General features: G+C 67.7%; 17 protein-coding genes and 2 pseudogenes. 5 read left to right on the top strand and 14 right to left on the bottom strand.

From position 1 onward, the window contains the following. From AACH32_RS17660 to AACH32_RS17600, 14 genes and pseudogenes are all read right to left on the bottom strand, one after another. Positions 1 to 1,257 (bottom strand): class I SAM-dependent methyltransferase, encoded by a 1,257-nt coding sequence (locus AACH32_RS17660; RefSeq protein WP_338602433.1) that lies wholly within the window; start codon positions 1,255 to 1,257, stop codon positions 1 to 3. Then, positions 1,254 to 1,742, bottom strand: a complete 489-nt coding sequence (locus AACH32_RS20990) for a Wzt carbohydrate-binding domain-containing protein (protein ID WP_434062361.1) — start codon at positions 1,740 to 1,742, stop codon at positions 1,254 to 1,256. Before AACH32_RS20990 ends, AACH32_RS17660 begins: the two co-directional genes overlap by 4 nt. A 234-nt stretch (positions 1,743 to 1,976) precedes the next feature. Further along, a pseudogene (locus tag AACH32_RS20985) lies at positions 1,977 to 2,411 on the bottom strand (ABC transporter ATP-binding protein); the annotation flags it as partial. Positions 2,412 to 2,497: 86 nt separating this feature from the next. After that, positions 2,498 to 3,280, bottom strand: coding sequence for an ABC transporter permease (locus tag AACH32_RS17650; RefSeq protein WP_338602428.1), 783 nt, complete (start codon positions 3,278 to 3,280; stop codon positions 2,498 to 2,500). Between the two features lie 12 nt (positions 3,281 to 3,292). After that, positions 3,293 to 4,690 carry an undecaprenyl-phosphate glucose phosphotransferase gene (locus AACH32_RS17645; protein ID WP_338602425.1) on the bottom strand — a complete coding sequence of 466 codons (1,398 nt, stop codon included), beginning with the start codon at positions 4,688 to 4,690 and terminating at the stop codon, positions 3,293 to 3,295. 64 nt (positions 4,691 to 4,754) lie between these two features. Further along, positions 4,755 to 5,117, bottom strand: coding sequence for an RNA polymerase-binding protein DksA (gene dksA, locus AACH32_RS17640; protein WP_338602422.1), 363 nt, complete (start codon positions 5,115 to 5,117; stop codon positions 4,755 to 4,757). 84 nt (positions 5,118 to 5,201) lie between these two features. Continuing rightward, positions 5,202 to 5,672: a cyclic pyranopterin monophosphate synthase MoaC gene (gene moaC / locus AACH32_RS17635; protein ID WP_338602420.1), complete on the bottom strand. Its 471-nt coding sequence runs from the start codon at positions 5,670 to 5,672 to the stop codon at positions 5,202 to 5,204. 9 nt (positions 5,673 to 5,681) lie between these two features. After that, positions 5,682 to 6,821, bottom strand: a complete 1,140-nt coding sequence (gene dnaJ / locus AACH32_RS17630) for a molecular chaperone DnaJ (RefSeq protein ID WP_338602416.1) — start codon at positions 6,819 to 6,821, stop codon at positions 5,682 to 5,684. 27 nt (positions 6,822 to 6,848) lie between these two features. After that, positions 6,849 to 7,184 carry a DNA-directed RNA polymerase subunit omega gene (gene rpoZ / locus AACH32_RS17625; protein ID WP_338602413.1) on the bottom strand — a complete coding sequence of 112 codons (336 nt, stop codon included), beginning with the start codon at positions 7,182 to 7,184 and terminating at the stop codon, positions 6,849 to 6,851. Positions 7,185 to 7,198: 14 nt separating this feature from the next. Next, on the bottom strand, positions 7,199 to 8,590 hold the full coding sequence (locus tag AACH32_RS17620) for a DUF4340 domain-containing protein (protein ID WP_338602411.1): 1,392 nt from the start codon (positions 8,588 to 8,590) through the stop codon (positions 7,199 to 7,201). After that, positions 8,587 to 10,191, bottom strand: coding sequence for a GldG family protein (locus AACH32_RS17615; RefSeq protein WP_338602408.1), 1,605 nt, complete (start codon positions 10,189 to 10,191; stop codon positions 8,587 to 8,589). The genes AACH32_RS17620 and AACH32_RS17615 overlap by 4 nt, the downstream gene beginning before the upstream one ends. Further along, positions 10,188 to 10,955, bottom strand: coding sequence for an ABC transporter permease (locus AACH32_RS17610; RefSeq protein ID WP_338602406.1), 768 nt, complete (start codon positions 10,953 to 10,955; stop codon positions 10,188 to 10,190). The genes AACH32_RS17615 and AACH32_RS17610 overlap by 4 nt, the downstream gene beginning before the upstream one ends. Next, positions 10,952 to 11,917, bottom strand: coding sequence for an ABC transporter ATP-binding protein (locus AACH32_RS17605; protein ID WP_338602404.1), 966 nt, complete (start codon positions 11,915 to 11,917; stop codon positions 10,952 to 10,954). Before AACH32_RS17605 ends, AACH32_RS17610 begins: the two co-directional genes overlap by 4 nt. Before the next feature lie 132 nt (positions 11,918 to 12,049). Then, complete coding sequence (locus AACH32_RS17600) at positions 12,050 to 13,474, bottom strand: SagB/ThcOx family dehydrogenase (RefSeq protein ID WP_338602401.1); 1,425 nt, start codon at positions 13,472 to 13,474, stop codon at positions 12,050 to 12,052. A gap of 118 nt (positions 13,475 to 13,592) precedes the next feature. On the opposite strand from AACH32_RS17600, the gene AACH32_RS17595 reads away from it, so the two are divergent. The 5 genes and pseudogenes from AACH32_RS17595 to AACH32_RS17575 form a co-directional block, all read left to right on the top strand. Continuing rightward, positions 13,593 to 15,971 carry a DUF3536 domain-containing protein gene (locus AACH32_RS17595; protein WP_338602398.1) on the top strand — a complete coding sequence of 793 codons (2,379 nt, stop codon included), beginning with the start codon at positions 13,593 to 13,595 and terminating at the stop codon, positions 15,969 to 15,971. A 5-nt stretch (positions 15,972 to 15,976) separates the two neighbouring features. Then, positions 15,977 to 18,130 carry an alpha-amylase/4-alpha-glucanotransferase domain-containing protein gene (locus AACH32_RS17590; RefSeq protein WP_338602395.1) on the top strand — a complete coding sequence of 718 codons (2,154 nt, stop codon included), beginning with the start codon at positions 15,977 to 15,979 and terminating at the stop codon, positions 18,128 to 18,130. Further along, on the top strand, positions 18,130 to 18,861 hold the full coding sequence (gene sfsA, locus AACH32_RS17585; RefSeq protein WP_338602392.1) for a DNA/RNA nuclease SfsA: 732 nt from the start codon (positions 18,130 to 18,132) through the stop codon (positions 18,859 to 18,861). Before AACH32_RS17590 ends, sfsA begins: the two co-directional genes overlap by 1 nt. A 335-nt stretch (positions 18,862 to 19,196) precedes the next feature. Beyond that, complete coding sequence (locus tag AACH32_RS17580) at positions 19,197 to 19,862, top strand: hypothetical protein (RefSeq protein ID WP_338602390.1); 666 nt, start codon at positions 19,197 to 19,199, stop codon at positions 19,860 to 19,862. A gap of 40 nt (positions 19,863 to 19,902) precedes the next feature. Then, a pseudogene (locus AACH32_RS17575) lies at positions 19,903 to 21,252 on the top strand ((Fe-S)-binding protein); the annotation flags it as partial. Positions 21,253 to 21,351: the final 99 nt, after the last annotated feature.

Raw genomic sequence — 21,351 nt, 5'->3', positions numbered from 1 at the left:
CTACTTGCGCCCCACCACCGCGTAGTCCTGGAAGGAGTAGAGCAGGTCGTTGAGGCGCGCCACCGTCTGGTTCAGGGCCTGGGCGGTGGCGTCCTCGCCCGGCGCTTGGGGCAGGCGGTATTGCTCGGGGTAGGGCGAAAGGTAGAGCACCTCCACCTGGCGCAGCCCGGCCCCCTTCCACAGGAAGCGGGCCGCCTCGGGGTGGATGGGCCGCTGGTGGGTCAGGTCCAGGTAAAAGGCCCCGGACAGGGTGGTGAGGCAGGCCGGGTTCACCGTCTCGGCGATGAGGTGGCCTCCATCGGCCAGTTTGAGGGCGGCCAGGCTCACCAGCTCGTAGAGCTCATCGGTGGTCAGGTGCTCGATGACCTGGGCCAGCAGGATGCCCCCCAGGCTGGCGTCGGGCTGGGCGGCCAGGTATTGCAGGGCCTCGCCCTCGGCCACCTCCAGGCCCCGGCCTTGGCAGTGGGCCACCATCTCCGGGTTGAGCTCCACGCCCTTGGCCGCGAGCCCCGCCTCCTGGGCCGCCTCCAAGAACTCGCCCCGGCCGCAGCCCAGGTCCACCAGGGGGGCCTGGGGGGTGACGCTCTTGGCGAAAAAGGGCAGGTACACGCTCTGGCGCTGCTTGATCAGCTCGCGCCCGCCCCGGTGGGCGTTCTCGAACTCCAAATAGGCCGCCCCCCGGCTCTGGAAGCGGGCCCGGCGCACCTCGTCCAGCGCGCCGGGCGCTGCCTGGCCCTGGGCCTCCTGCTCTGTCACCACCCGCTCCAGGCGGGCCAGCAGGGCCTCGATGCGCGGGGCGGTGCGGGCCAGGGAGACCTCCAGCTCGTCCAGGCGCTTTTCGGCCTGGGGCAGGCGGGAGCGCAGGTTGGCCACCAGGGGCAGGAGCACGGTGATCAGGTGCACCGTCTCGTCGTTGAAGCGGGCCTGGCGGGCCAGCCACACGCTCATGGGGAAGCGGCTGGCCTTGTAGATGAGCTTCTTGAGGCCCACGATGAGCTTGCCCGCCGCGCCGGTGCGGTGGGTGTCCACCCCCCAGCCGGTGGGCTCCCAATACTCCTTGAGCCGGGCGTGGTGCAGCTTCATCAGGTTGCCCGGCTCGTCGTCCACCGAGCGGGCGGCCAGGGCCGCCTCCTCCACCCGCCGCAGCTCGGCCGGGTCGTAGAAGCCGGCGGCCTTCTTGTCCTCCACCGCCTGGTCCACCTGGGCCAAAATGGCCTGAACGTCCACCGGCGGGGCGCTTTTTTCTTCTTGGCTCATGCCTTGTCTTCCCGTGAGCTGAGGCTCCAGGTGTGGGGCGGCCGCCAGATGCCCTCGTCGCGGGGCCCGCCGCGCACCGACAGGGTGGCCACCTGGGTGAGGTAGTCGTAGGCCCGGCCGTCGGCGGCGTGGGCGGCCACGTCCAGGGTGTAGGTGCCGGGTACCAGGTCCAGGCGCTGGAGAGCGCAACGCACCGTGCCCTGGGGCGGGACGGGCCCCAGCTCGGCCTGGTCGATGGCCGTGTTGCTGCCGTAGCACAGCCCCCCGGCGCTGTTGTGGATGGCCACCCCGAACACCAGGTCGTCCACCTCCTGGCGCATCCGGTAGTCGATCTCCAGGTTAAGCGGCGCGCCGCTGGTGAACACCGCGTGGGCCTGGCCCTCCCGGTCCAGCAGGCGCACGGCCGTGATCTCCACCTCGCCCTGACCCCAGCGGCGCTCGGCGGCCAGCTCGGCGGCGCGGGCCTGGGCCTGGGCCCGGCCCATCTCGTCCTCGCGCCGGGCCACCCCCTGGCGGTAAAGGTCTATGACCTGGGCCGCCTCGCCCTGGGCGGCCACCTTGCCGCCGTCCAACCACACCACCTCGTCGGCGAACTTTTTCACCGCGATGAGGTCGTGGCTGACCAAGACGATGGTCTTGCCCGCGGCCTTGAACTGGTTGAGCTTGGTCTCGCACTTGTGGGCAAAGGCCTCGTCGCCCACGGCTAGCACCTCGTCCACCAACAGCACGTCCGGGTCCACGTTGACCGCCACGGCGAAGCCTAGGCGCACGTACATGCCCGAGCTGTAGGTGCGTACCGGGGCCTCGATGAAATCGCCCAGGCCCGAGTAGGCCACGATTTCCTCGTAGCGGGCGGCGATCTCCTTTTTACTCAGGCCCAGGATGGTGCCGTTAAGGAAGATATTTTCCCGCCCGCTGAACTCGGGGTGGAAGCCCGCCCCCAGCTCGATGAGGCTGCTCACCCGGCCGCTGACCGTGACCGTGCCCTGGTCGGCCTTGTAGATGCCGGCCAGGATCTTGAGCAGGGTGGACTTGCCCGAGCCGTTCTGGCCGATGATGGCTACGGTGCGTCCCGGCGCGATGCTCAGGTCCAGCCCGTCCAGCACGGTGAGGTAGTCGCCCTCGCCGCGGCGCTGGAAGGGCCGCAGCAACAGCGACTTCCAGGTGGTGTAGTCGCGCCTGAGCATCTCGCGGCGAAAGCGCTTCACCAACCCCGCGATCTCTATGGCCGTGGCCGTGCTCATATCTTCTCGGCGAAATACTCCTTGTAGTGCTCGAAGACTACCACGGCCACCACCAGCATAACCAGGCTGAGCCCGGCCACCCCGGCCAGCTGTCCCCAGGCGGGCCAGCGGCCCCAGAAGAACAGGTCGTGGTAGGCCAGGGTGATCACCGCCGCCGGGTTGAAGTAGATCAGCGGGCGGAAGGCCTCGGGCACCTGGGCCAGGGGGTAGAGGATGGGAGTCAAAAAGAACCACAAGGTAAGGAAGTTGTTCACCATGTGTTTGGTGTCGCGCAAAAAGACGTTGGCCGCCGAGAGCAGCAGCACCAGGGCGTAGGTGAACAACAGGTGCACCGCCGCCACCACGAAAAAGGCCAGCATGCACCAGGTGAAGGCCACGCCGTCGGCCAGGTAGAAGGCAAACAGGATGGGCAGGCTGAGCAGGTAGTTGACGAAGTTGGCCATCACCTTGACCGCGGGCAACACCTGCAAGGGGAACATAACCTTGGTGACCAGGCTGCCCCCCTCGGTGATGGCCCCGGCGCCTTCGTTCACGCTGCTGGAGAAAAACACCCAGGGCAACAGGCCGGTGAACATGAACACCGCGTAGTGGGGCATGTCGATGCGGAAATACACTGAGAACACCAGGGCGTAGACCGCCAGGAGCATCAGGGGGTTCAAAAAGGTCCACAAAAAGCCGAACAGGGAGCCCCGGTAGCGGCCCTTGAGCTCGCGGCCCACCAGGGCCCATACCAGGGCGCGGTTGCGGGTCAGTTCGGCTAGGTGTCCGCTAATACTCACAGGCCGGGCTTCCTAATAGGCATTGGGGCTGATCAGGCCCCGGAAGGGGGTGAGCAGGATGATCTTGATGTCGAACCACAGGGACCAGTTCTCAATATAGTACAGGTCGTGCTCGATGCGCTTGTTCAGGTCGGTGTTGCCCCGCCAGCCGTTTATCTGGGCCCAGCCGGTTATGCCCGCCTTGACCATGTGGCGCAGCATGTAGCCGGGGATCTGGCTGCGGAAGCTGGCGATCAGCTCGGGGCGTTCGGGCCGGGGGCCCACCAGGCTCATCTCGCCGCTCAGGACGTTGAAAAACTGGGGCAGCTCGTCCAGGCTGGTGCGCCGCAGAATGGCCCCCAAGCGGGTGCGGCGGGGGTCGTCGGGGCTGGCCCACACCGGGCCTGTCTCGGACTCGGCCCCCACCCGCATGGTGCGGAACTTGAGCATCTGAAAATCCACCCCGTCCAGGCCCATGCGCCGCTGGCGATAGAGCACCGGGCCGGGGGAGGAAAGCTTGACCCCCAGGGCGATCAGGGCCATCAGGGGGCTGAACAGCGTGAGGAAAAGCAGCGATCCCGCCACGTCCATGGCCCGCTTGAGCACCCGGGGCCAGCCTTCCAGGCGGTTGCCCCTGAGGCCGATGATGGGCATGCCCTCAAAGGACTCCACCGTGCTGCCCAGGCTCATGAAGCGGTACAGGTCGGGCACGATGCGCACGTCCACCAGTTCCTGGGACAGGCCCTCCAAAACCAGCGGCAGGTCGTCGTGGGCGCTCAGCGGCAAGGCGATGATCACCACCTGGATGTGGCGCTGGGCCACGATCTGGGCTACCTGGGCAAAAGAGCCCAGCACTCTGAGCCCGGCCACCCGGCGGCCCACCTTGGCCTCGTCGCGGGAAAGGAAGCCCACCACGCTCAGGCCCAACACCGGGTTTTTCTTGATGTTTTGGGCCACCTGCTCGGCCAGCTCCGCCGAGCCCACGATGAGCACCCGCTCCCCGGCGTTTTCCGGATAGGCCCGCCGCCAAAAACGGCGCAGCACGGGGCGGTACACGAGCATCCCTGCCGCGAGCAGCACGAAAAAGTGCAGGAAAACCAAGCGGCTGAAGTCGTAGGGCCTGAGGAACCAGGTGAGGGTTACGGCCACCACCACCCCCACCAGCGCCGCGCGCAACACCGGCCACAGGGCACGGCCGGTGCCGGCCCAGGGGCGGCGGTATAGCCCGCTAAGGGGCATGACCACCGCGAAATCGGCCAGCATCAGCAACAGGAGCATGCTGTAGAGGCCCAGCGGCGGAATGCCCTTGGTCACGGGAAGGATAGGCAGGTAAAAGCGCAGGAAATAGGCGCCGAACCAGGCCAAGCCCACCAAGACCAAATCGCCCAGGTAGAGGATGGAGCGGAAAAACTTAAGCCGTTGCTGGAACATTTATCAGGCTAGCCCCCGCGTAGCTGAACCGACACCCCGGTGGGCGGGAAGGGGGGCAAATAAATCAGAGACCGCGGGCCCGTTCGTTGGCCTCTTGCTTTTTTTTGCAATCAATGCACAGGGTGGTGACCGGGCGCGCCTTGAGGCGCTTTTCGCTTATATCCTCGCCGCAGGATTCGCAGATGCCGAAGGTCCCGTCGTCAATGCGATCCAGGGCCTCGCGGATCTTGCTGATGAGTTTGCGCTCCCGGTCGCGGATGCGCAGCAAGAAATTGCGGTCCGACTCCATGGCCGCCCGATCGGTGGGGTCGGGAAAATTCTCTTTACTGTCGGTCATGCCCGCCACGGTACGCTCGGCTTCCTTGCCGAGCTCGTCCAGCTTTTCGTTTAAAAGCTTGCGGAAGAACTCGAGCTTCTTTTCATTCATGCTTCGCTCTCCGTAGCTGGTGGGCCACCTATGATAGCGGGTAAATCTAGCATGCCGGCCGCCGTGTGTAAAGAGGCGAGACGCCTAATCTTCCCGGTCCCAGTGGCCGCTGGCCCCCCCCTCTTTCATCACCAGCCAGACCCCGGTGATTCGCGCTCCGCGCTCCACGCCCTTGATCATGTCGTAGAGGGCCAGGGCGGCCACCGAGGCGGCGGTCATGGCCTCCATCTCCACCCCGGTGGGGGCGGTGGTGGAGGCAGTTGCCTCGATGAGCACCCCGTCGGCCTCCGGGGTCAGCTCCACGCTGACCGCGCTCAGGGGCAGGGGGTGGCACAAGGGGATCAGCGCCGGGGTCTGCTTGGCGGCCATGATGCCCGCCACCCGGGCCACGGCCAGGGCGTCGCCCTTGGGCAGCCCGCCGGAGGTGAGTAGCTCCAGGGTGGCCGGGCCGAGCGCCACCCGGGAGCGGGCGATGGCCCGGCGCTGGGTGGGCGGCTTGTGGCCCACGTCCACCATGCGGGCCGCGCCCTTGTCGTCCAGGTGGCTGAGTTTCACCGGCGTCTCCTACTTCGAGAAAATGCCCCGCTTCTTTTTCTTGCGGGGTTTGGCCGCGGCCTGCTCCTCGGGAGCCGGGGCCGCCTCGGCGTCGCCCAGGGCGGCCAGCTCTTCCATCAGCTCCCGCTGGCGCTTATTGAGCTTGCGGGGGGTGCGCACCAAGAGCTGCACGTACATGTCGCCCCGGCGCTCGCCCCTAAGCCCCGGCAGGCCCAGGCCCTTGATGCGCACCACCTCGCCGGTATCGGACCCGGCGGGGATGCTCAGGGGCTGGGGTCCGTCCACCAGGCTCTCCACGGCCACTTCCTGGCCCAGGGCGGCCTGGAACATGCTTACCTCTTGGCGGCGGTAGAGGTCCTTGCCCTGGCGCTCGAAGACCTGGTGGGGCACCTCGTGGATCACCACGTAGAGATCGCCGGGCCCGCCGCCCTGGTAGCCGCCCTCGCCCTCGGAGCGCATGCGCAGGCGCTGGCCGTGGGCGATGCCCGCCGGGATCTGCACGCTGATCTCTTTTTCCTCGCGCACCCGGCCCCGGCCCCGGCAATTGGAGCAGGGGTCGGTGACCACCCGGCCTTCGCCCCGGCATTGGGGGCAGGTGGTGACCACCCGGAACAAGCCCTGGGCCCTGGCCACCTGGCCCTGGCCACCGCAGACCTGGCACACCACCGGCTCCTCGCCCCCGGCCTGGCCGGTGCCATTGCACTCGGGGCAGGAGGCTTCGCGCCCGATGGTGATGGTCTCGCTGTGGCCGGTGGCGATCTGCTCCAGGGTCAGCTCCAGGTCGTAGCGCAGGTCGCGCCCCGGCCGGGGCCCGCTGGAGCGGCCCGGGTGGCCTCCGGTGAAGCCGTTGAACAGGCCCTCGAAGATGTCGCCAAAGGCACCGAAGATGTCGCCCATGCCGCTGAAGCCCTGGAACCCGGAGCTTTTGAGGCCATCATGGCCATAAGCGTCGTAAAGCCGGCGCTTTTCCGGATCGCGCAACACCTCGTAGGCCTCGGCGGCCTCCTTGAAGCGATCCTCGGCCTCGGCGTCGTCCGGATTGCGGTCCGGGTGATACTGCAAGGCCATGCGGCGGTAGGCTTTTTTGATCGTCTCCTGGTCGGCCGAGCGCTCGACCTCCAGGATTTCGTAATAACAGCGTTTAATCATGGTTGCCATACTGTGCCCGGGTCGGGGCTAGTCCTTGGATTCCTCGTCCTCTTCGGCCTCGTCCACCTCTTCGGCGGTCTCTTCGGCCAGGGCGGCGGCCTCCAGGGCCATCTGGGCCTGGGCCAGGCGGTCGCGCTCGCGGGCCTCGGCCTCGGCGCGCTCCTTCTCGGCCTCGGCGGCGCTAACCGGGTATACGTAACCCGCCGCGATCTCGCGCAGGGCCACCACCACCTCTTTGTTCTTCACCGGGATCATGGGCGGAGCGCCCTCCCGCAGCTGGCGCACCCGCTTGGCCGTCAGATGCACCAACGAAAAGCGGTTGGGCACCTCTCTGAGGCAATCTTCCACCGTTACTCGAGCCATGGATTCCTATCCTTTTATTTGGGCCCCGCCGGGGCCTTGGTGTCTTTGCCGGGCAAGGGGGGCAGTCCCTCAAGCAGGTCGGCCTTCAAGCCGAAAATCCGTTCGTCGCCCGGCACCCGAGCGCTGAGCAGACCGCTACCCTTATCCACTTGCCCCAAGACAAGTTGTTTGACCATCACCGTGGCCGCCGTGTTCTTCTCGGTGGCGGGGGCCTTTATGGTCAACTTAATCACTATATTGGGTTTGTCCAGTTCGGCCGGGCCGCTGGTCCCCAACAATTTTTGCCATTTCAAGTTCACTAAGTCCCATACCAGGAGACCGGCCACTTCGCCGCTTTTTTCGTCGCCCGGCGGCGAGGTGCGCACCCACTGGCCGCCCTCTTTGGCGTATTGGGTGGTGTGTCCCTCCTGCTCCACGCTTAGGGCCACCACGTCATCGCGGTTGATCCTGAACACGCGGCGCTGGCTCAGTTGGAAGCGATCCACCTGGGCCAGGCGCACCAGGCTGGCCTTTTGCACCACCAGCACCGGGCCGCCGGACAGCCGGCGCAGGTAGCGCTCGTCGCGGCCGGTCACCCGGCCCCCGATGAGCAGGCCCGCCTGCTTGCCGTCCGCCATGGTCAGCACCACCTTGCCCCAGGGCTTGGTCAGGCCCATCTTGTCCGGGTGGATGCCCTGGTCCAAGATGTCCACGGCCATCGTGCCGTGCACCATGAACAAGAAGTCATCCACGGCGGTGGGGTCCGCCTCGTCGCCGTCGGCGAAGCGCCACACCGGCTGAGGCCCGCCTTTTTCGCGCACCACCGTGATGCTGCGTCCCCCCAGGTCGAACTCCGCCTTTTGCACCTGGTTGACCACGAAGTCCAGGGCCGCCTTGTCGCGCAGCTCGAACAGGCTGCGGTTCACCGCGCCGCGCACCAACGGCGGCACCAGCCACACCTGGCCGGAGCCGGGGCGCATGGCGTAGGCGAACTCCTTGGTGGGGCTCAGGTTGCCCACCCACAGCTCGGCCTTGTCGCCCTTGCGGCTGGTCAACACCAGCTTGAAGGCCGGCGGGTTAAGGCCGAACTGCTTGAGGTCGCCAGGCTTGTCGATGCGCCGGACGATGCGGCTATCCAAGACGGTGGAAAGCATCTGCCCCACCTGCATGCCGTCGGCGGCGTAGACCACCGGCTTGGTCATCTCCCAGCGGTGCTGTTTGTCGCGCCGCTCGATGAGCACGGCCTTGGGTATCTCGGCCCCGCTCAGGGCCAGGCTCTGGATGTTGAGAGGGTCTTGGAGGCTCACCAGGCTCTTGGCCGCCTGGTCCTGTTGCTCGGCGCGGCGGTCCAGCGCCTCGGTGAGGAAATACGCCCCCACGGCGATGGCCAGCAGTATCAACCAGATTATTGCCTTGCGCCCGCTCACCTCGTACGCCGCCTCCTGATGATTATCACCACGCCGACCAAGGCCAGGAGAAGAGGCCACACCACCAGGGGTATCCAGAACAGCAGGCGCTCCTGCCCCGGCTGGAGCAAGAGGGGCTGGTTCTTGCGGGACTTGGCCCGGATGGCCACCAGGTTGTCGTCGGCCGCCAGCCAGCTCACGCTGTTGAGGGCCAGGTCGTGGTTGCCGGCCAGCTCCAGGAACTCGTTGTTGGCGAAATCGGCGTCGCCGAAAACCACCAGGCGCGAGGTGACCTTGCGGGCCGCCTGGTCCTTGCCGGTCTGGCCCTGCTTGCTCAGGGCCGCGCCCAGGCTCAGCGGCCCCTTGCGGTCGTCCTTGCCCGGCTTCAGCTCTATGGCCCCCTGCTGCCCCTGGCTTTGCTTCATTTTGTCCAGCTGGGCCTGGTACCAGGCCAAAAAGCCCTTGTAGTCCGTGGCCCAGGAGGCGGGGCTGGTCTTGACCAGCTCCTCGCCCTTGATGCCCTTGGGCAGGTTGGTCTCAAGAGTAACCGAGCGGGCCTGGGGGAAGAAGCAGAAGGTGCCGCTCATCATCTTGGTGATGTCGTGGAAGCCGTACTCGCTGGCCAGGGGGGCCAGGGGGCTTAGCCCGGCCAGGCGCGAGGCCTGGTCGATCACCAGGTCGTCGCCCAGCACCACGCCCTTGGCCTTGAGCCACGTTTTAAGCCCCCCGTCGGATTCAGGGTCCAACAGCAGCATGATGGCCCCCCCCTGGTCCCAATAGGCGCTCAGGCGCTCGATCTCCTGGGACATGAGGGCCATCTTGGGGCTGGCCATGATCACCACCGCCGCGTCCGGGGGAACCTGGTCGCTGGTCACCAGCATCAGGCTCTTGACCTCGTAGTTGGCCGCTTCCAGGGCCTTGCGCAACGAGGTGAAGTCGTCCTTGGCCACCCCGTCCAGGGCGGGCTCGCCGTGGCCGGTGAGGAAATAGATGCGCTTCTTGCCCTTCTTGCCCAGGCGGATCAGGGCGTTGGTCAGTTCCTGCTCCTCGGGGAGCTGCACCTGCTCCTCGCGGCCGCCGCCCACCAGCACCACGGTGCCGTAGTTGCGCACCTTCATGGCCTTGGCCAGGCCTGGCTCGGCGTCGGGGTTCACGAAACGGTAGGTGAACAGGCGGCTGACATAGGAGTACTTGCCCAGTTCCTCGTCGGCCTGCATGCGCCCGGCCTGGTCGTCCTTGAAAAAGGCGTAGGCCTTCACCGGCTCCTTGAGCCCTTTGAGCACCTTGACGGTCTGGGGCGAGAGGGTGTTCATCTGCCCCTGGCTGAAGTCCCAGCGCACGTGGTGCCTGGCGCTCAGGGCCCCCAGGAACATAACCAGGGCCAGGACGGCCAGGATGGCCACCCCGCTGCCCAGGCCCAGGCGGGCCGAGCGCTTGGCGAAAAAGGCCCCCACCGCCTCGTGGGCCACCAGGGCGGCCAGGAGCACGATGGCCAGCCCGGCCCCGGCCCCGATGAGGCCCCAGTCGCCGTGGCGGATGCTCACCGCGTAGAACAGCCCTCCGCAGGCCATGACCACCAGGCCCAACAGGGCCAGCCATTTCGCCGCGTGGTGTTGCTTCATGCCTTCCACCGTTTGGCCTCCAGGGTGCGGATGCTCAGGAAAATGAACAAGCCGATGAACAGCACGAAGTAGGCCAGGTCGGCGGTGTCCACCAGGCCCTTGGGGAAGCCCTGGAAATGGGTGCCCAGGCTAAGGCCCTTTAGGATCTCGCCCAGCGAGGGCTTGACCAGGGGCGCGGCCCAGCCCACCGCCCACAGGATGATCAGGGGCAGGAAACCGGCAAAGGCGGCCACGATCTGGTTTTCGGTCAGGGAACTGGTCCACACGCCGAAGGCGGCGAAGGCCCCGACCATGAGCAACAGCCCGCCGTAGCTGATGGCCAGGGGCAGCCAGGCCATGGGGGCCATGAAGGACAGCAGAATGGTCTGCACCCAGGTGGCGGCCACCATGAGGCCCAGCACGCTCCAGGCGGCGAAGAACTTGCCCAGCACCACGCTGACGTCGCTCAGGGGATAGGAGAGCAGCAGCTCCAGGGTGCCGCTCTTGCGCTCCTCGGCCAGCAGGCGCATGGTCAAAAGCGGCGCGGCGAACAACAGGATCACCGACATGTTGCTGATCAGGCCGCCCATCAGATGGTCCTGCAGGTTCAGCTCCATCATCATGGGGTTTTGCATCACCTGCAGGCTGGCCAGGGTGTAGAAGCTCACCCCCGCGTAGAAGAAGTAGCCGGTGAGCAGCATAAAGGCTACCAGCACCACGTAGGCCACCGGCGAGTGGAAATAGGAGGCCATCTCCCGGCGGTATATGGCTAGAAAGGCTCTCATGCCGCCTCCTCCCCGGAGCCGGGCTCCTCGGTGGTCAGTTGCATGAACACCTCCTCCAGGCTGGCCGAGACCGGGGTCATCTCCATGAGCCCGTGCCCGGCGGCCACCACCGCCTGGGCCACCCGCGCGGCCACTTGGCTGTGGGCGTCGGTCTCCAGCGAGAAGTAGCAGGCGCCCTCCAGGTGAGGGCTGGCCCCGGTGCAGGCCACCGAGTCCACGCCCGGCACGTCCTGCAGCAGGCGGGTGAGCGCCTCCTGGGGGCCCTGCAACAGCACCTTGAGGCTGGCCCCGCCCTGGCGCCCGACCCTGAGCAGTTCGATGGGCCCCTCGGCCATCAGGCGGCCCTGGTTGATGATCACCACCTGGGAGCAGGTGGCGGCCACCTCGGGCAGGATGTGGCTGGAGAGGATGACGGTCTTGCTGCCGGCGAAACCTTTTATGAGGCTGCGGATCTCCACGATCTGACCGGGGTCGAAACCGATGGTGGGCTCGTCCAGGATGAGCACCGGCGGGTCGCCCAGCAGGGCCTGGGCCAGGCCCACCCTCTGGCGGTAGCCCTTGGAAAGCTGCTTGATGAGTTGGCGGGCCCGTTTGTCTATGCCCACCGCCTCCATGGTCCGGCCCGCCTCTTTTTTGGCGGCGGAGCGGTCCAGGCCCTTGGCCCCTCCCACGAAGCGCAGATACTCATCCACCCGCATGTCGCCGTAGAGCGGCACGTTCTCGGGCATGTAGCCCACGGCGCGCCGGGCGGGCATGGGCTCCTCCACCACGTCGTGGCCGTTGATCAGGGCCTGGCCGCCGCTGGGGGGGAAGAAACCGGTGAGGATGCGCATGGTGGTGGTCTTGCCGGCCCCGTTGGGGCCCAAGAATCCCAAGATTTCGCCCTGGTCCAGGCTGAAGCTCAGGCGGTCCACCGCCACCGTGGCCCCGAAGCGTTTGCTTAGCTCCCGTACCTCGATCATCTAAGCTCCTGGGTCGAAAGGAGAAGACAGGCAAACAAGACTTGGCTGGTCCGACCCAGCCAAGCTATTACTTTTACCAGCCGCCAGGATTCATGTAAAGGGTTGTTTTTTTACGTACAAGATGCCTTGGGCCTAAACGGGGGCCCCGCCCTTGACCGGCCCGGCGGCCACCAGGTACAGGGGCCAGGCGCCGGAGGGCAGGGCGGCGGCCGCGGCCAGCTCCGCGTCGTAAAAAGCCCCCACCCCGCAGCAGCCCAGGCCCAGGGCGGTGGCCGCCAGGTACAGGCGTTGCCCGGCCCGCCCGGCGGCCAGCATGGCCCGGGCGTAGCCTCGCTCCCCGGCCGCGGCGTCCAGGCGGGCCGGATCGGCCCACAGCACCAGGCTCAGGGCCGCCTGACCCACCCACATCTGGTCCAAACAGGCACGGGCCGCCGCCGCCCGCCGGTCGCCGGTCTCCACCAGGGCCAGGGCCTGGTCGCCGGGATAGTAACGGTGGGCCCCGGCGGGCAGGTCGCCGCCCGGCCCCAGCAGCACCGTGGCCCCCAGGGGGCCCTCCATGGGCAGGGAGGCGGCCAGCAGCAATGCCACCTGGGCGGCATTCAGCCCCTGGGGAATGAAGTTGCGCCGGGAGCGCCGGGCCAGCATCACCCGGCCCAGGGCCGGCCCGTCCTCGGGCGGCCGGGGGTGTAGACGCGCCGCCCCCACCGGGGCGGGCTCGCCGGGCCAGTCCGGCTCCGGACCGGGGCGCTCGCCCAGGCCCAGGGCGGCGGCCTCCGCCACGGTGGGGTCGCTCTGCTCGCGGGGCGACAGCGGCTCCTCCTCCGGGGGCTGCCAGGCCGGGGGCTCGGGCCCGGCCTCGCTGACCGTTTCTCCCGCGCCCACCCCGGCCACCAGGGCCTCGCGCTCCGGGGTGAGGCCCAGCAGCTCGCCGCCGCTGGTGGCCGGGGCCAGGCAGGGGTGCTGCTCCAAGCCACAGGCGGCCAGGGCCAACTCCAGGCAGGCCAGCAGATGCCCGCCGTCCAACAGGCAATAGCGCCAGGCCCTGGTGCGGTATTTCCAGATGCTGCGCCAGAGCAGGGCGCCGAGCAGGAAGCTCAGGCCACGGGGCCGGCCGCCCAACACCTTGGCGGCCGCCCCGGCCAGGTTGCCGGGCCTGAGCAGGCGCGGGGCGTTGGCCTCGGGTGCGTAGTGCCACAGGCCGTCGGCCAGCCAGCCCAGGCCCGAGGCGACCAAATAAAGCTCCGTGGGATAAAGGGCCCCGGCGCTGGCCGGGGAGCGCAGATAGGTGCCGCCGTGGGCCTGGGCGGTGAGCCCGGCGGCCAGGGCCAGGAGCCCGGCCAGGCCCGCCGGGTCCAGGGGCGGGGCCTGTGCGTCTGGCGCGGGGGGCCAGGCCAGCAGGCTGGGCCAAAAGGAGGCCTCGGGCAGGCGGGGCTCGCCCAAGGGCTGGGGCGGGGCGTCCGGGTAGCGCTTGAAGGGCCAGGGCTGGTTGGCCCAGTCCATGAATCCGCCGGCCATGCCTTGGCGGGTGTAGGCGGTGGTTTGGTGATATGGCTTCATCGCCAAGTCCCTTCCCCAGGCGGCCCTGGGCGCAGCTTTTTGTGACGGCCATCCTGCTTTGAGCTACTATTATACAAAAGGCGGGCCCGCGCCGGGCCTGGAGAGAGCACTGGGAGTAATGGGAAAATTCGTTTGCATCCACGGGCACTTCTATCAGCCGCCCCGGGAAAACCCCTGGCTGGAGGCGGTGGAGGTGCAAGACAGCGCCGCGCCCTTTCATGACTGGAACCAGCGGGTAACCGCCGAGGGCTACGCCCCCAACGCCGCCGCCCGGGTGCTCAACCCGGCGGGCAAGATCGAGGATATCGTCAGCAACTACCAGCGCGTCTCCTTCAACTTCGGGCCCACCCTCCTGGACTGGATGGCCAAGGAGAAGCCGGGGATGGTTGAGGCCCTCCAGGAGGCCGATCGGGTCAGCCGGGAGCGCTGGGGCCACGGCAACGCCATGGCCCAGGTCTACAACCACCTGATCATGCCCCTGGCCACCCGGCGGGACAAGCTTACCCAGATTCGCTGGGGCCTGAAGGATTTCGCCCACTACTTCGGACGCCCGGCCGAGGGTATGTGGCTGGCCGAGACGGCGGTGGACCTGGAGTCGTTGGAGCTCATGGCCGCCGAGGGGGTCAAGTTCACCATCCTGGCCCCCCACCAGGCCCAGGCGGTGCGACCCCTCGAGGGCGCGGACTGGCAAAAGGTGGGCCCCGAGGGGGTGGACGGCTCGCGGGCCTACCGGGTGAGCACCCCGGCCGGGGACATCGCGGTGTTCTTCTACCAGGGGCCGATGAGCCGGGGGGTGGCCTTTGAGGGCCTTTTGGACGACGGGGCCCGCTTTGCCGCGCGCATCAAGGACGCCTTGCCCGGCGGCGAAAATCCCCTGCTGCTGCTGGCCACCGACGGCGAGTCCTACGGCCATCATCACCGTTTCGGGGAGATGGCCCTGGCCTTTGCCCTGAACCGCCTGGAGCAGGACCCCGAGGTCCAGCTCATCAACCCGGCCGCCTATCTGGAGGCCCACCCGCCCCAGTGGGAGGCCCGCGTGCTGGAGGATTCCTCCTGGTCCTGCCCCCACGGGGTGGAGCGCTGGCGCAGCAACTGCGGCTGCGCCCTGGATCCGGGGCGCGGCTGGAGCCAGGCCTGGCGCACGCCCCTGCGCCAGGCGGTGGACCGTCTGCTGGAGCGCCTTAGCGCCGTGATGGAGGAGGCGGGCGGGGCCCTGTTCAAGGACCCCTGGGCCGCCCGCGACGCCTACGTGGATTTGATCCTGGACGACAGCCTGGAGGCCCGGGAAAAGTTCCTGGGCGAGCATCAGTCCCACGTGCTGAGCCCCGAGGAGGTCATGCGGGTGTTCATGCTCCTGGAGAGCCAGCGCTGGGGCCTGTTCGCGGCCACCAGCTGCGCCTGGTTCTTCGACGACCTGGCGGGAATCGAGGCGGTGCAGAACCTGCGCTTCGCCGCCCGGGCCCTGCAGCTGGCCGGCGAGCTGGACGGCGGGGGCTGGGAAGAGGAGATCATGGGCATCCTGGCCCAGGCCCGGAGCAACCAGCCCGGCGAGGGCGACGGGGACGACATCTGGCGGCGGCGGGTGGCCCCGGCCAAGGTGGGCCCGCGCCGGGTGGCCGCCCACGCGGCCATCAGCGGGGTCATGGGCGAGGAGCCTCCCCCGGAGGAGCTGTTCGTCTATGACCTGATCTCCAGCGGCCACCGCCACCGCTCCAACCTGGGCCTGGATTTGAGCTGGGGCAAGCTCACCGTGACCCATCGCCGCCTGGGGCGGCCCCACCCCATCGTCTACGCGGCCCTGCACACCGGGGGCCACGAGTTTCTGGCCCAGGTGGCCTACGACCCCGGCGAGTGGGACCCGGTTGCCCTGGAACAGCCGGTGGAGCCCTTGCTGCGCATGCTGGACCAGCGGGGGATCCGGGAGCTGATGGCCAAGAGCCTGGGCGGGGACGCCTTCACCCTGGGCGATCTTTTCCTGGAAGGCCGCCGCTCCCTGGCCCAGGAGATGCTTTCCCGCACCCTGGCCGGCGAGTTCGACCTGGCCCGCAACCTCTACGACACCCACCGCGACACCATGCGTTTTCTCCAGGAGATCAACGTGCCCCGGCCCAAGCTCTTCGAGGCCCTGGCCTCGGCGGTGCTGGCCGGCGAGTTGATCCAGCTGTTGGTGGGCGATCCCCGCTCGCTGAGCCCCGGCCGTTTGGGGGAGATCGTCTCCCAGGCCAGGGAACTGGACCTGAACCTGGAGGGCCCCCGGGTGAACCGGGCGGTGGAAGAGGCCCTCAGCGTGGAGGTGGCCGCCCTGGCCGCCGAGCCCGGCGACGCCATGGCCCTGGAGCGGGCCGGGGCCATCCTGGACCTGCGCGAGGCCCTGAGCCTGGACCCCAACCTGTGGGAAGCCCAGAACATCGTCTTCGGCCTGGCCCAGCGCCTGGGCCGGCAAAATCTAACCGAGGGGCTGGCCGCCCTGGGCCGCCGCCTTAATCTGGATCTGTGAGCCTCATGAGCGATGCGCCGGCCGCCCTGGGCGGCAAGATGAATCTGTTGATGGTGCTGCACGCCCACCAGCCGGTGGGCAACTTCCCCTGGGTGTTGGCCAAGGCGGTGGCCGAGTGTTACCAGCCGGTGGTGCAGGCCCTGGCCGCCTATCCGGAGATCCGCTGCGGCCTGCATTTTTCCGGGCCCCTGTTGCAGTACATGCTGGCCAACCACCAGGAGCTCATCCAGACCATCAGCGCCCTGGTGGCCCGGGGCCAGGTGGAGATGCTCTCGGGCGGCTTTTACGAGCCCCTGTTGGCCTCCATCCCGGCGCGCGACGCCCTGGACCAAATGGCCATGATGAACCAGGCCACCCGGCAAATCTTCGGGCAGAAGCCCCGCGGCTTCTGGCTGGCCGAGCGCATCTGGGAGCCCGCCCTGCCGGCCAAGCTGGCCCCGGCCGGGCTCCATTACACCCTGGTGGACGACACCCACTTTTATTACGCGGGCCTGGACGAGGCGGCCATGTACGGCTATCACCTCACCGAGCGCGAGGGGCACACCCTGGCCCTGTTTCCCACCAACAAGCAGTTGCGCTACACCATCCCCTTTCAGGAGCCGGCGCGCACCGTGGACTTTTTGGGCCGGGCCTACGCCGCCCACGGAGCCACCTGCGCCACCTACGGCGACGACATGGAGAAGTTCGGCCTGTGGCCCGAGACCTGGGAGTGGGTCTTCGGCAAGGGCTGGCTGGTGAAGTTTTTCGAAAAAATCCTGGAGGCCTCGGACTGGCTGGCCACCACCACGCCCAGCGACTTTTTGGACTCCCACCAGGCCGCCGGGCGGGTCTACCCCCCCACCGCCTCCTACGAGGAGATGCTCACCTGGGCCCTGCCCGCCGAGGCCAGCGCCGAGCTGGAGTCCATCATCCACGAGCTTGAGGAGGAGGGGCGCTTCGAGAAGATGCGCCGCTTTTTGCGCGGCGGCCAGTGGGACAACTTCCTGATCAAGTACCGCGAGTCCAACCTCATGCACAAGCGCATGCTGTGGGTAAGCGACAAGGTGGCCGCCGCGGGCGAGAAAGACCAGGCCCGCGACCACCTGATGCAGGCCCAGTGCAACTGCGCCTATTGGCACGGCCTGTTCGGGGGGCTCTACCTGGGCCATCTGCGACAGGCGGTGCACGAGCACCTCATCGCCGCCGAGGACATCCTGGACCGGGCGGCCCACGGCGAGGGGCCCTGGGCCGAGTGCGCGGTGGCCGACCTGGACCGCGACTCCAACGACGAGGTGGTGCTCTCCGGCCCGGCCCTGGACGCGGTGGTGCATCCGGCCTACGGCGGCTCGGTGAGCGTGCTGGACCTGCGGAAGAGACGCTTCAACCTGGCCGACACCCTGAGCCGGCGCTTCGAGGCCTACCACGAAAAGCTGACCCAGGCGGTACGGGAGCAGGCCTCGGAGGCCCAAACCTGCCACACCCAGGACGAGGGGGTGGCCTCCATCCACGACCGGGTGGTGTTCAAGGAGGCCCACCTGGAGAACTACCTGGTCTACGACTGGTACGACCGGGCCTGTTTCCAGGACCACCTGCTGGCCCCCAGGGCCAACCTGGACAACTTCTCGCGCCCGGACTACGGCGAGTGGGGCGATTTGGTCACCGGGCGCTACGAGCTGTTGGACAGCGGGGCCCACGGCGAGGAGGCCTGGTGCCGCCTGGAGCGGGCCAGCCATCTCTTCGCGCCGGGCGGCCCCTATCCGCTCGGCATGGCCAAGGGCTTCGACCTGGGACCGGGCCCCCGCCTGGCCGCCTCCTATAAGGTGCGCACCAGCGACCAGGCCACCCCGGCCTTCCGCCTGGCCGTGGAGCTCAACTTCACCCTGCTCTCGGCGAGCGACCCCGGCAAGCGCCTGGAGCGCGGCGACGAGCGCCATTCCCTGGACCGGTCCTGGGAGCTCCCCGAGGTGGAGGAGATCACTCTGGTCAACGCCACCGACCGCTTCAGCCTGCGCTTCACCCCCAGCCAAGCGGCCACGGTGTGGCACTTCCCGGTGGAGACGGTGTCCAACTCCGAGTCCGGCCTGGAGCGCACCTACCAGGGCAGCAGCCTCAGCTTCATATGGGAGGTGCCCGGCGGGGCGGGCGAGTGGGAGTTCGGCCTGGCCCTGGAACTGCAATAGTGGGCCGCCCCGGCCCCCGCCTGGCCCGCGCCCGCCTGGAGTTCGAACAGCCCCTGGTGCCCGGCCGCCTGATAAGACGCTACAAGCGCTTTTTGGCCGACGTGCGCCTGGCCGGCGGCGCCAAGGTAACCGCCCATTGCCCCAACTCCGGCTCCATGCTCACCTGCCTGGAAGACGACGCCCCGGTGTACCTGAGCCGGGCAAGCAACCCGGCCCGGCGCACCCCCTTCACCTGGGAGATGATCTACATCAACCACGGCTGGGTGGGGGTGAACACCATGGCCCCCAACTACCTGGCCGCCCGGGCCGCCGAGGAGCGGGCCTTGAAAATCTTCGCCGGGGCCCGGGCGGTGCGCCGCGAGGTCAAGGTGGACGCCCACACCCGTTTGGACATGGTGGTGGAGCGGGCCAAGGGCCCCCTGTACGTGGAGGTCAAGAACGTGACCATGGTTCAGGGGAGGGTGGCCCGCTTCCCCGATTCGGTCACCAGCCGGGGAGCCAAGCACCTGGAGACCCTGATGCGCCTCAAGGCCCATGGGGCCGACGCGGCCATGCTCTACGTGGTGCAGCGGGGCGACGCCGCCTCCATGGGACCGGCCAAGGACATAGACCCCACCTACGCCAAGCTGTTCCACCAGGCCCGCGCCGTGGGGGTGGATCTGGTGGCGGTGCGGGCCGAGGTTGGCCCCACCGGCATACGCCTGGAACGCCGCCTGCCCCTGGCCGAATAGGCCCCGTTCGCTGGCCGGTATATCATAGTTATCGATAGTATATTAATGACATGGGGAGACTGGGCGGGGCAAAAGCGCAGGCTGCCGGACAAATACGTCGCCCCAATCTCCGGGGGCGATTGGGGATAAGCGGCTCGTCGCGGGGGCGGTTTGCCCGGGGTCATGTCTAAAATACCAGCGTTGATAAGCAGATAGCCCTTGACTTGCCCACGAGGTTAACCATACCATTGTGGTCGTTAATTCCGTCCTTTGCCCCCTGGCCGCGCCGGTGAGCGCCCGGCTCAGGGGCGAAGCGTCGGCCGGGTTGTACAGGCTGGGGAGGTGAGAATTGCGCCATGGCGATGGATAAGCTCTACGAGTTTCTGACCGGACCGGCGCTCTGGATAGCCGTCATCATCTTCGTGGGCGGCTTGGCGGTGCGCCTGGCCTGGCTCTTCGGGCTCAGCCAGGAGCGCGACAAGCCCTGGCACGATTTCAAGGACGCCGCCTGGGCCTGGCGCTCCATCATCCACTGGGTGTTGCCTTGGGCCAGCGTGTCCAGCCGCAACCAGCCCGTCTTCACCGGCGCGGTGTGGGTTTTCCATATCTGCTGGATCGGGGTGCCCCTGTTTTTGGGGGCCCACAACATGCTGTTCGAGGAGGCCTGGGGCTGGAGCCTGCCCAGCCTGCCCGCCGCGGTGGCCGATTGGGCCTCCCTGGTGGTGATCGTTTGCGGGATTTTCTTTCTGCTGCGCCGCCTGGCCCGGCCGGAGGTGCGCATCCTCACCAGCGCCTGGGACTACACCGTCATCCTGCTGGCCCTGGCCCCCTTTGTCACCGGCTGGCTGGCCTACAACCAACTGGGCCCCTACGGCCTTATGCTCAACCTGCACATTTTCCTGAGCGAGGTGCTCTTGGTGGTGCTGCCCTTCTCCAAGCTGGCCCACATGGTGCTGTTTTTCGCCAGCCGCTCGGCCATAGGCTATGAGTTCGGAACCCGGCGCGGAGCGCGGGTGTGGTGAGCTTGGCCGGGAAAATCAATGTAAGCACGGGAGTTGCTTCATGACCGCAGAAGCCCCAACGGCGGCGGAAAAGCCCAAGGAAAGCCCTCCGGCCGCCCCCCAGAGCGAGGCGCCCAAGCCGGTTAACGTGGGCAAAATAAAGAGCATCCTGGCGGCCAACCAGGGCGCGCGCATGCGCATGTGGCTGTCCATCTGCTCGCGCTGCGGCCTGTGCGCCGAAAGCTGCTTCTTCTACCTGGCCCACGACAATGACCCCAAGCTGAGCCCGGCCTACAAGGCCATCAACACCATCGGCAAGATGTACCGGGCCAAGGGCGAGGTGAGCCGCGAGTTTTTGGAGAAGTGCCAGGAGGTGGTGTGGGGCCAATGCACCGCCTGCCGCCGCTGCTCCATGTATTGCCCCTTTGGCATCGACATCGCCACCATGATCGCCACCGCCCGGGCGGTGTGCTACTCCCAGGGGGTGGTGCCCGAGGGCCTGGCCCGCACCACCGAGAACATCCGCACCTCGGGCAACCAGATGGCCATGGCCAACGAGGACTGGGTCGAGACCTGCGACTGGATGGCCGAGGAGTACGGCGAGGAAGTCTACGGGCTGGAGATTCCGGTGGACAAACAGGGAGCCGAGTACATGTACACGGTCAACCCCCGCGAGCCCATGTACTATCCCCAGGACGTGGGCATGGCCGCCGAGATCTTCCACGTGGCCGGCCTGGACTGGACCGTGCCCAGCACCGGCTGGGACAGCACCAACCTGGCCATGTTCGCGGGCGACCGCGCCGTGGCCACCATCCCGGTCAAGGCCATGTACGACAAGGCCCTGGAGCTGGGGGTCAAGAACATCGTCATCACCGAGTGCGGCCACGCCTTCCGCTCGGCCAAGTTCGAGGGCCCCTACTGGGTGGGCATCCCCGGCGGCAAGCCGCCGGTACCGGTGATCCACTCGGTGGAGCTGTTCCGCGACATCATGCGCGAAGGCAAGATAAAGCTCAAACACAAGTTCAAGCCCAAGGTGACCTACCAGGACCCCTGCAACGTCAGCCGTAACGGGGGACTGTGGGACGTGGGCCGCGAACTGGTGAACATGCTCTGCGAGGACTTCGTGGACATGACCCCCAACCGCGAGCACAACCACTGCTGCGGCGGCGGCGGGGGGTTCATCCCCATGGGGCCTCCCTACAAGAAGCTCCGGATGGCCTCGGGCAAGATCAAGGCCGAGCAGATCAGGGCCACCGGAGCCACCCACGTCATCGTGCCCTGCCACAACTGCTTCGACCAGATCAACGACCTCAACAAGCAGTACGAGCTGGGGGTCAAGGTGGTTTCCTTCAAGGAGATCATCACCGAACTCATGGTCATTCCCGAGAGCATGATCCCGCCCGAGGAGGACGAGGACGAGGCCGCCGAGGTGCAGGCCGAGGCCGAGCGGGAAGTGGAAGAGGGGGCCGAGCAAGAGGCCGGCGAGGTACAGGGAAGCTAGCCCGCAGCG

The organism is Desulfoferula mesophila (genome assembly GCF_037076455.1).
Lineage (GTDB): Bacteria > Desulfobacterota > Desulfarculia > Desulfarculales > Desulfarculaceae > Desulfoferula > Desulfoferula mesophila.
Note: the sequence above shows the minus strand (reverse complement) of the source record. Positions and strands in the feature narration are given on the sequence as shown.

Excerpts from the sequence above, each read along its gene's own strand:
- AACH32_RS17580 (WP_338602390.1), top strand. The coding sequence starts at position 19,197 with ATGGCGATGGATAAGCTCTACGAGTTTCTGACCGGACCGGCGCTCTGG.
- dnaJ (WP_338602416.1), bottom strand. The coding sequence starts at position 6,821 with ATGATTAAACGCTGTTATTACGAAATCCTGGAGGTCGAGCGCTCGGCC.
- AACH32_RS17660 (WP_338602433.1), bottom strand. The coding sequence starts at position 1,257 with ATGAGCCAAGAAGAAAAAAGCGCCCCGCCGGTGGACGTTCAGGCCATT.
- AACH32_RS17645 (WP_338602425.1), bottom strand. The coding sequence starts at position 4,690 with ATGTTCCAGCAACGGCTTAAGTTTTTCCGCTCCATCCTCTACCTGGGC.
- rpoZ (WP_338602413.1), bottom strand. The coding sequence starts at position 7,184 with ATGGCTCGAGTAACGGTGGAAGATTGCCTCAGAGAGGTGCCCAACCGC.
- AACH32_RS17615 (WP_338602408.1), bottom strand. The coding sequence starts at position 10,191 with ATGAAGCAACACCACGCGGCGAAATGGCTGGCCCTGTTGGGCCTGGTG.
- AACH32_RS20990 (WP_434062361.1), bottom strand. The coding sequence starts at position 1,742 with ATGGGCCGGGCCCAGGCCCAGGCCCGCGCCGCCGAGCTGGCCGCCGAG.
- AACH32_RS17600 (WP_338602401.1), bottom strand. The coding sequence starts at position 13,474 with ATGAAGCCATATCACCAAACCACCGCCTACACCCGCCAAGGCATGGCC.
- AACH32_RS17595 (WP_338602398.1), top strand. The coding sequence starts at position 13,593 with ATGGGAAAATTCGTTTGCATCCACGGGCACTTCTATCAGCCGCCCCGG.
- dksA (WP_338602422.1), bottom strand. The coding sequence starts at position 5,117 with ATGAATGAAAAGAAGCTCGAGTTCTTCCGCAAGCTTTTAAACGAAAAG.
- AACH32_RS17605 (WP_338602404.1), bottom strand. The coding sequence starts at position 11,917 with ATGATCGAGGTACGGGAGCTAAGCAAACGCTTCGGGGCCACGGTGGCG.
- AACH32_RS17590 (WP_338602395.1), top strand. The coding sequence starts at position 15,977 with ATGAGCGATGCGCCGGCCGCCCTGGGCGGCAAGATGAATCTGTTGATG.
- AACH32_RS17610 (WP_338602406.1), bottom strand. The coding sequence starts at position 10,955 with ATGAGAGCCTTTCTAGCCATATACCGCCGGGAGATGGCCTCCTATTTC.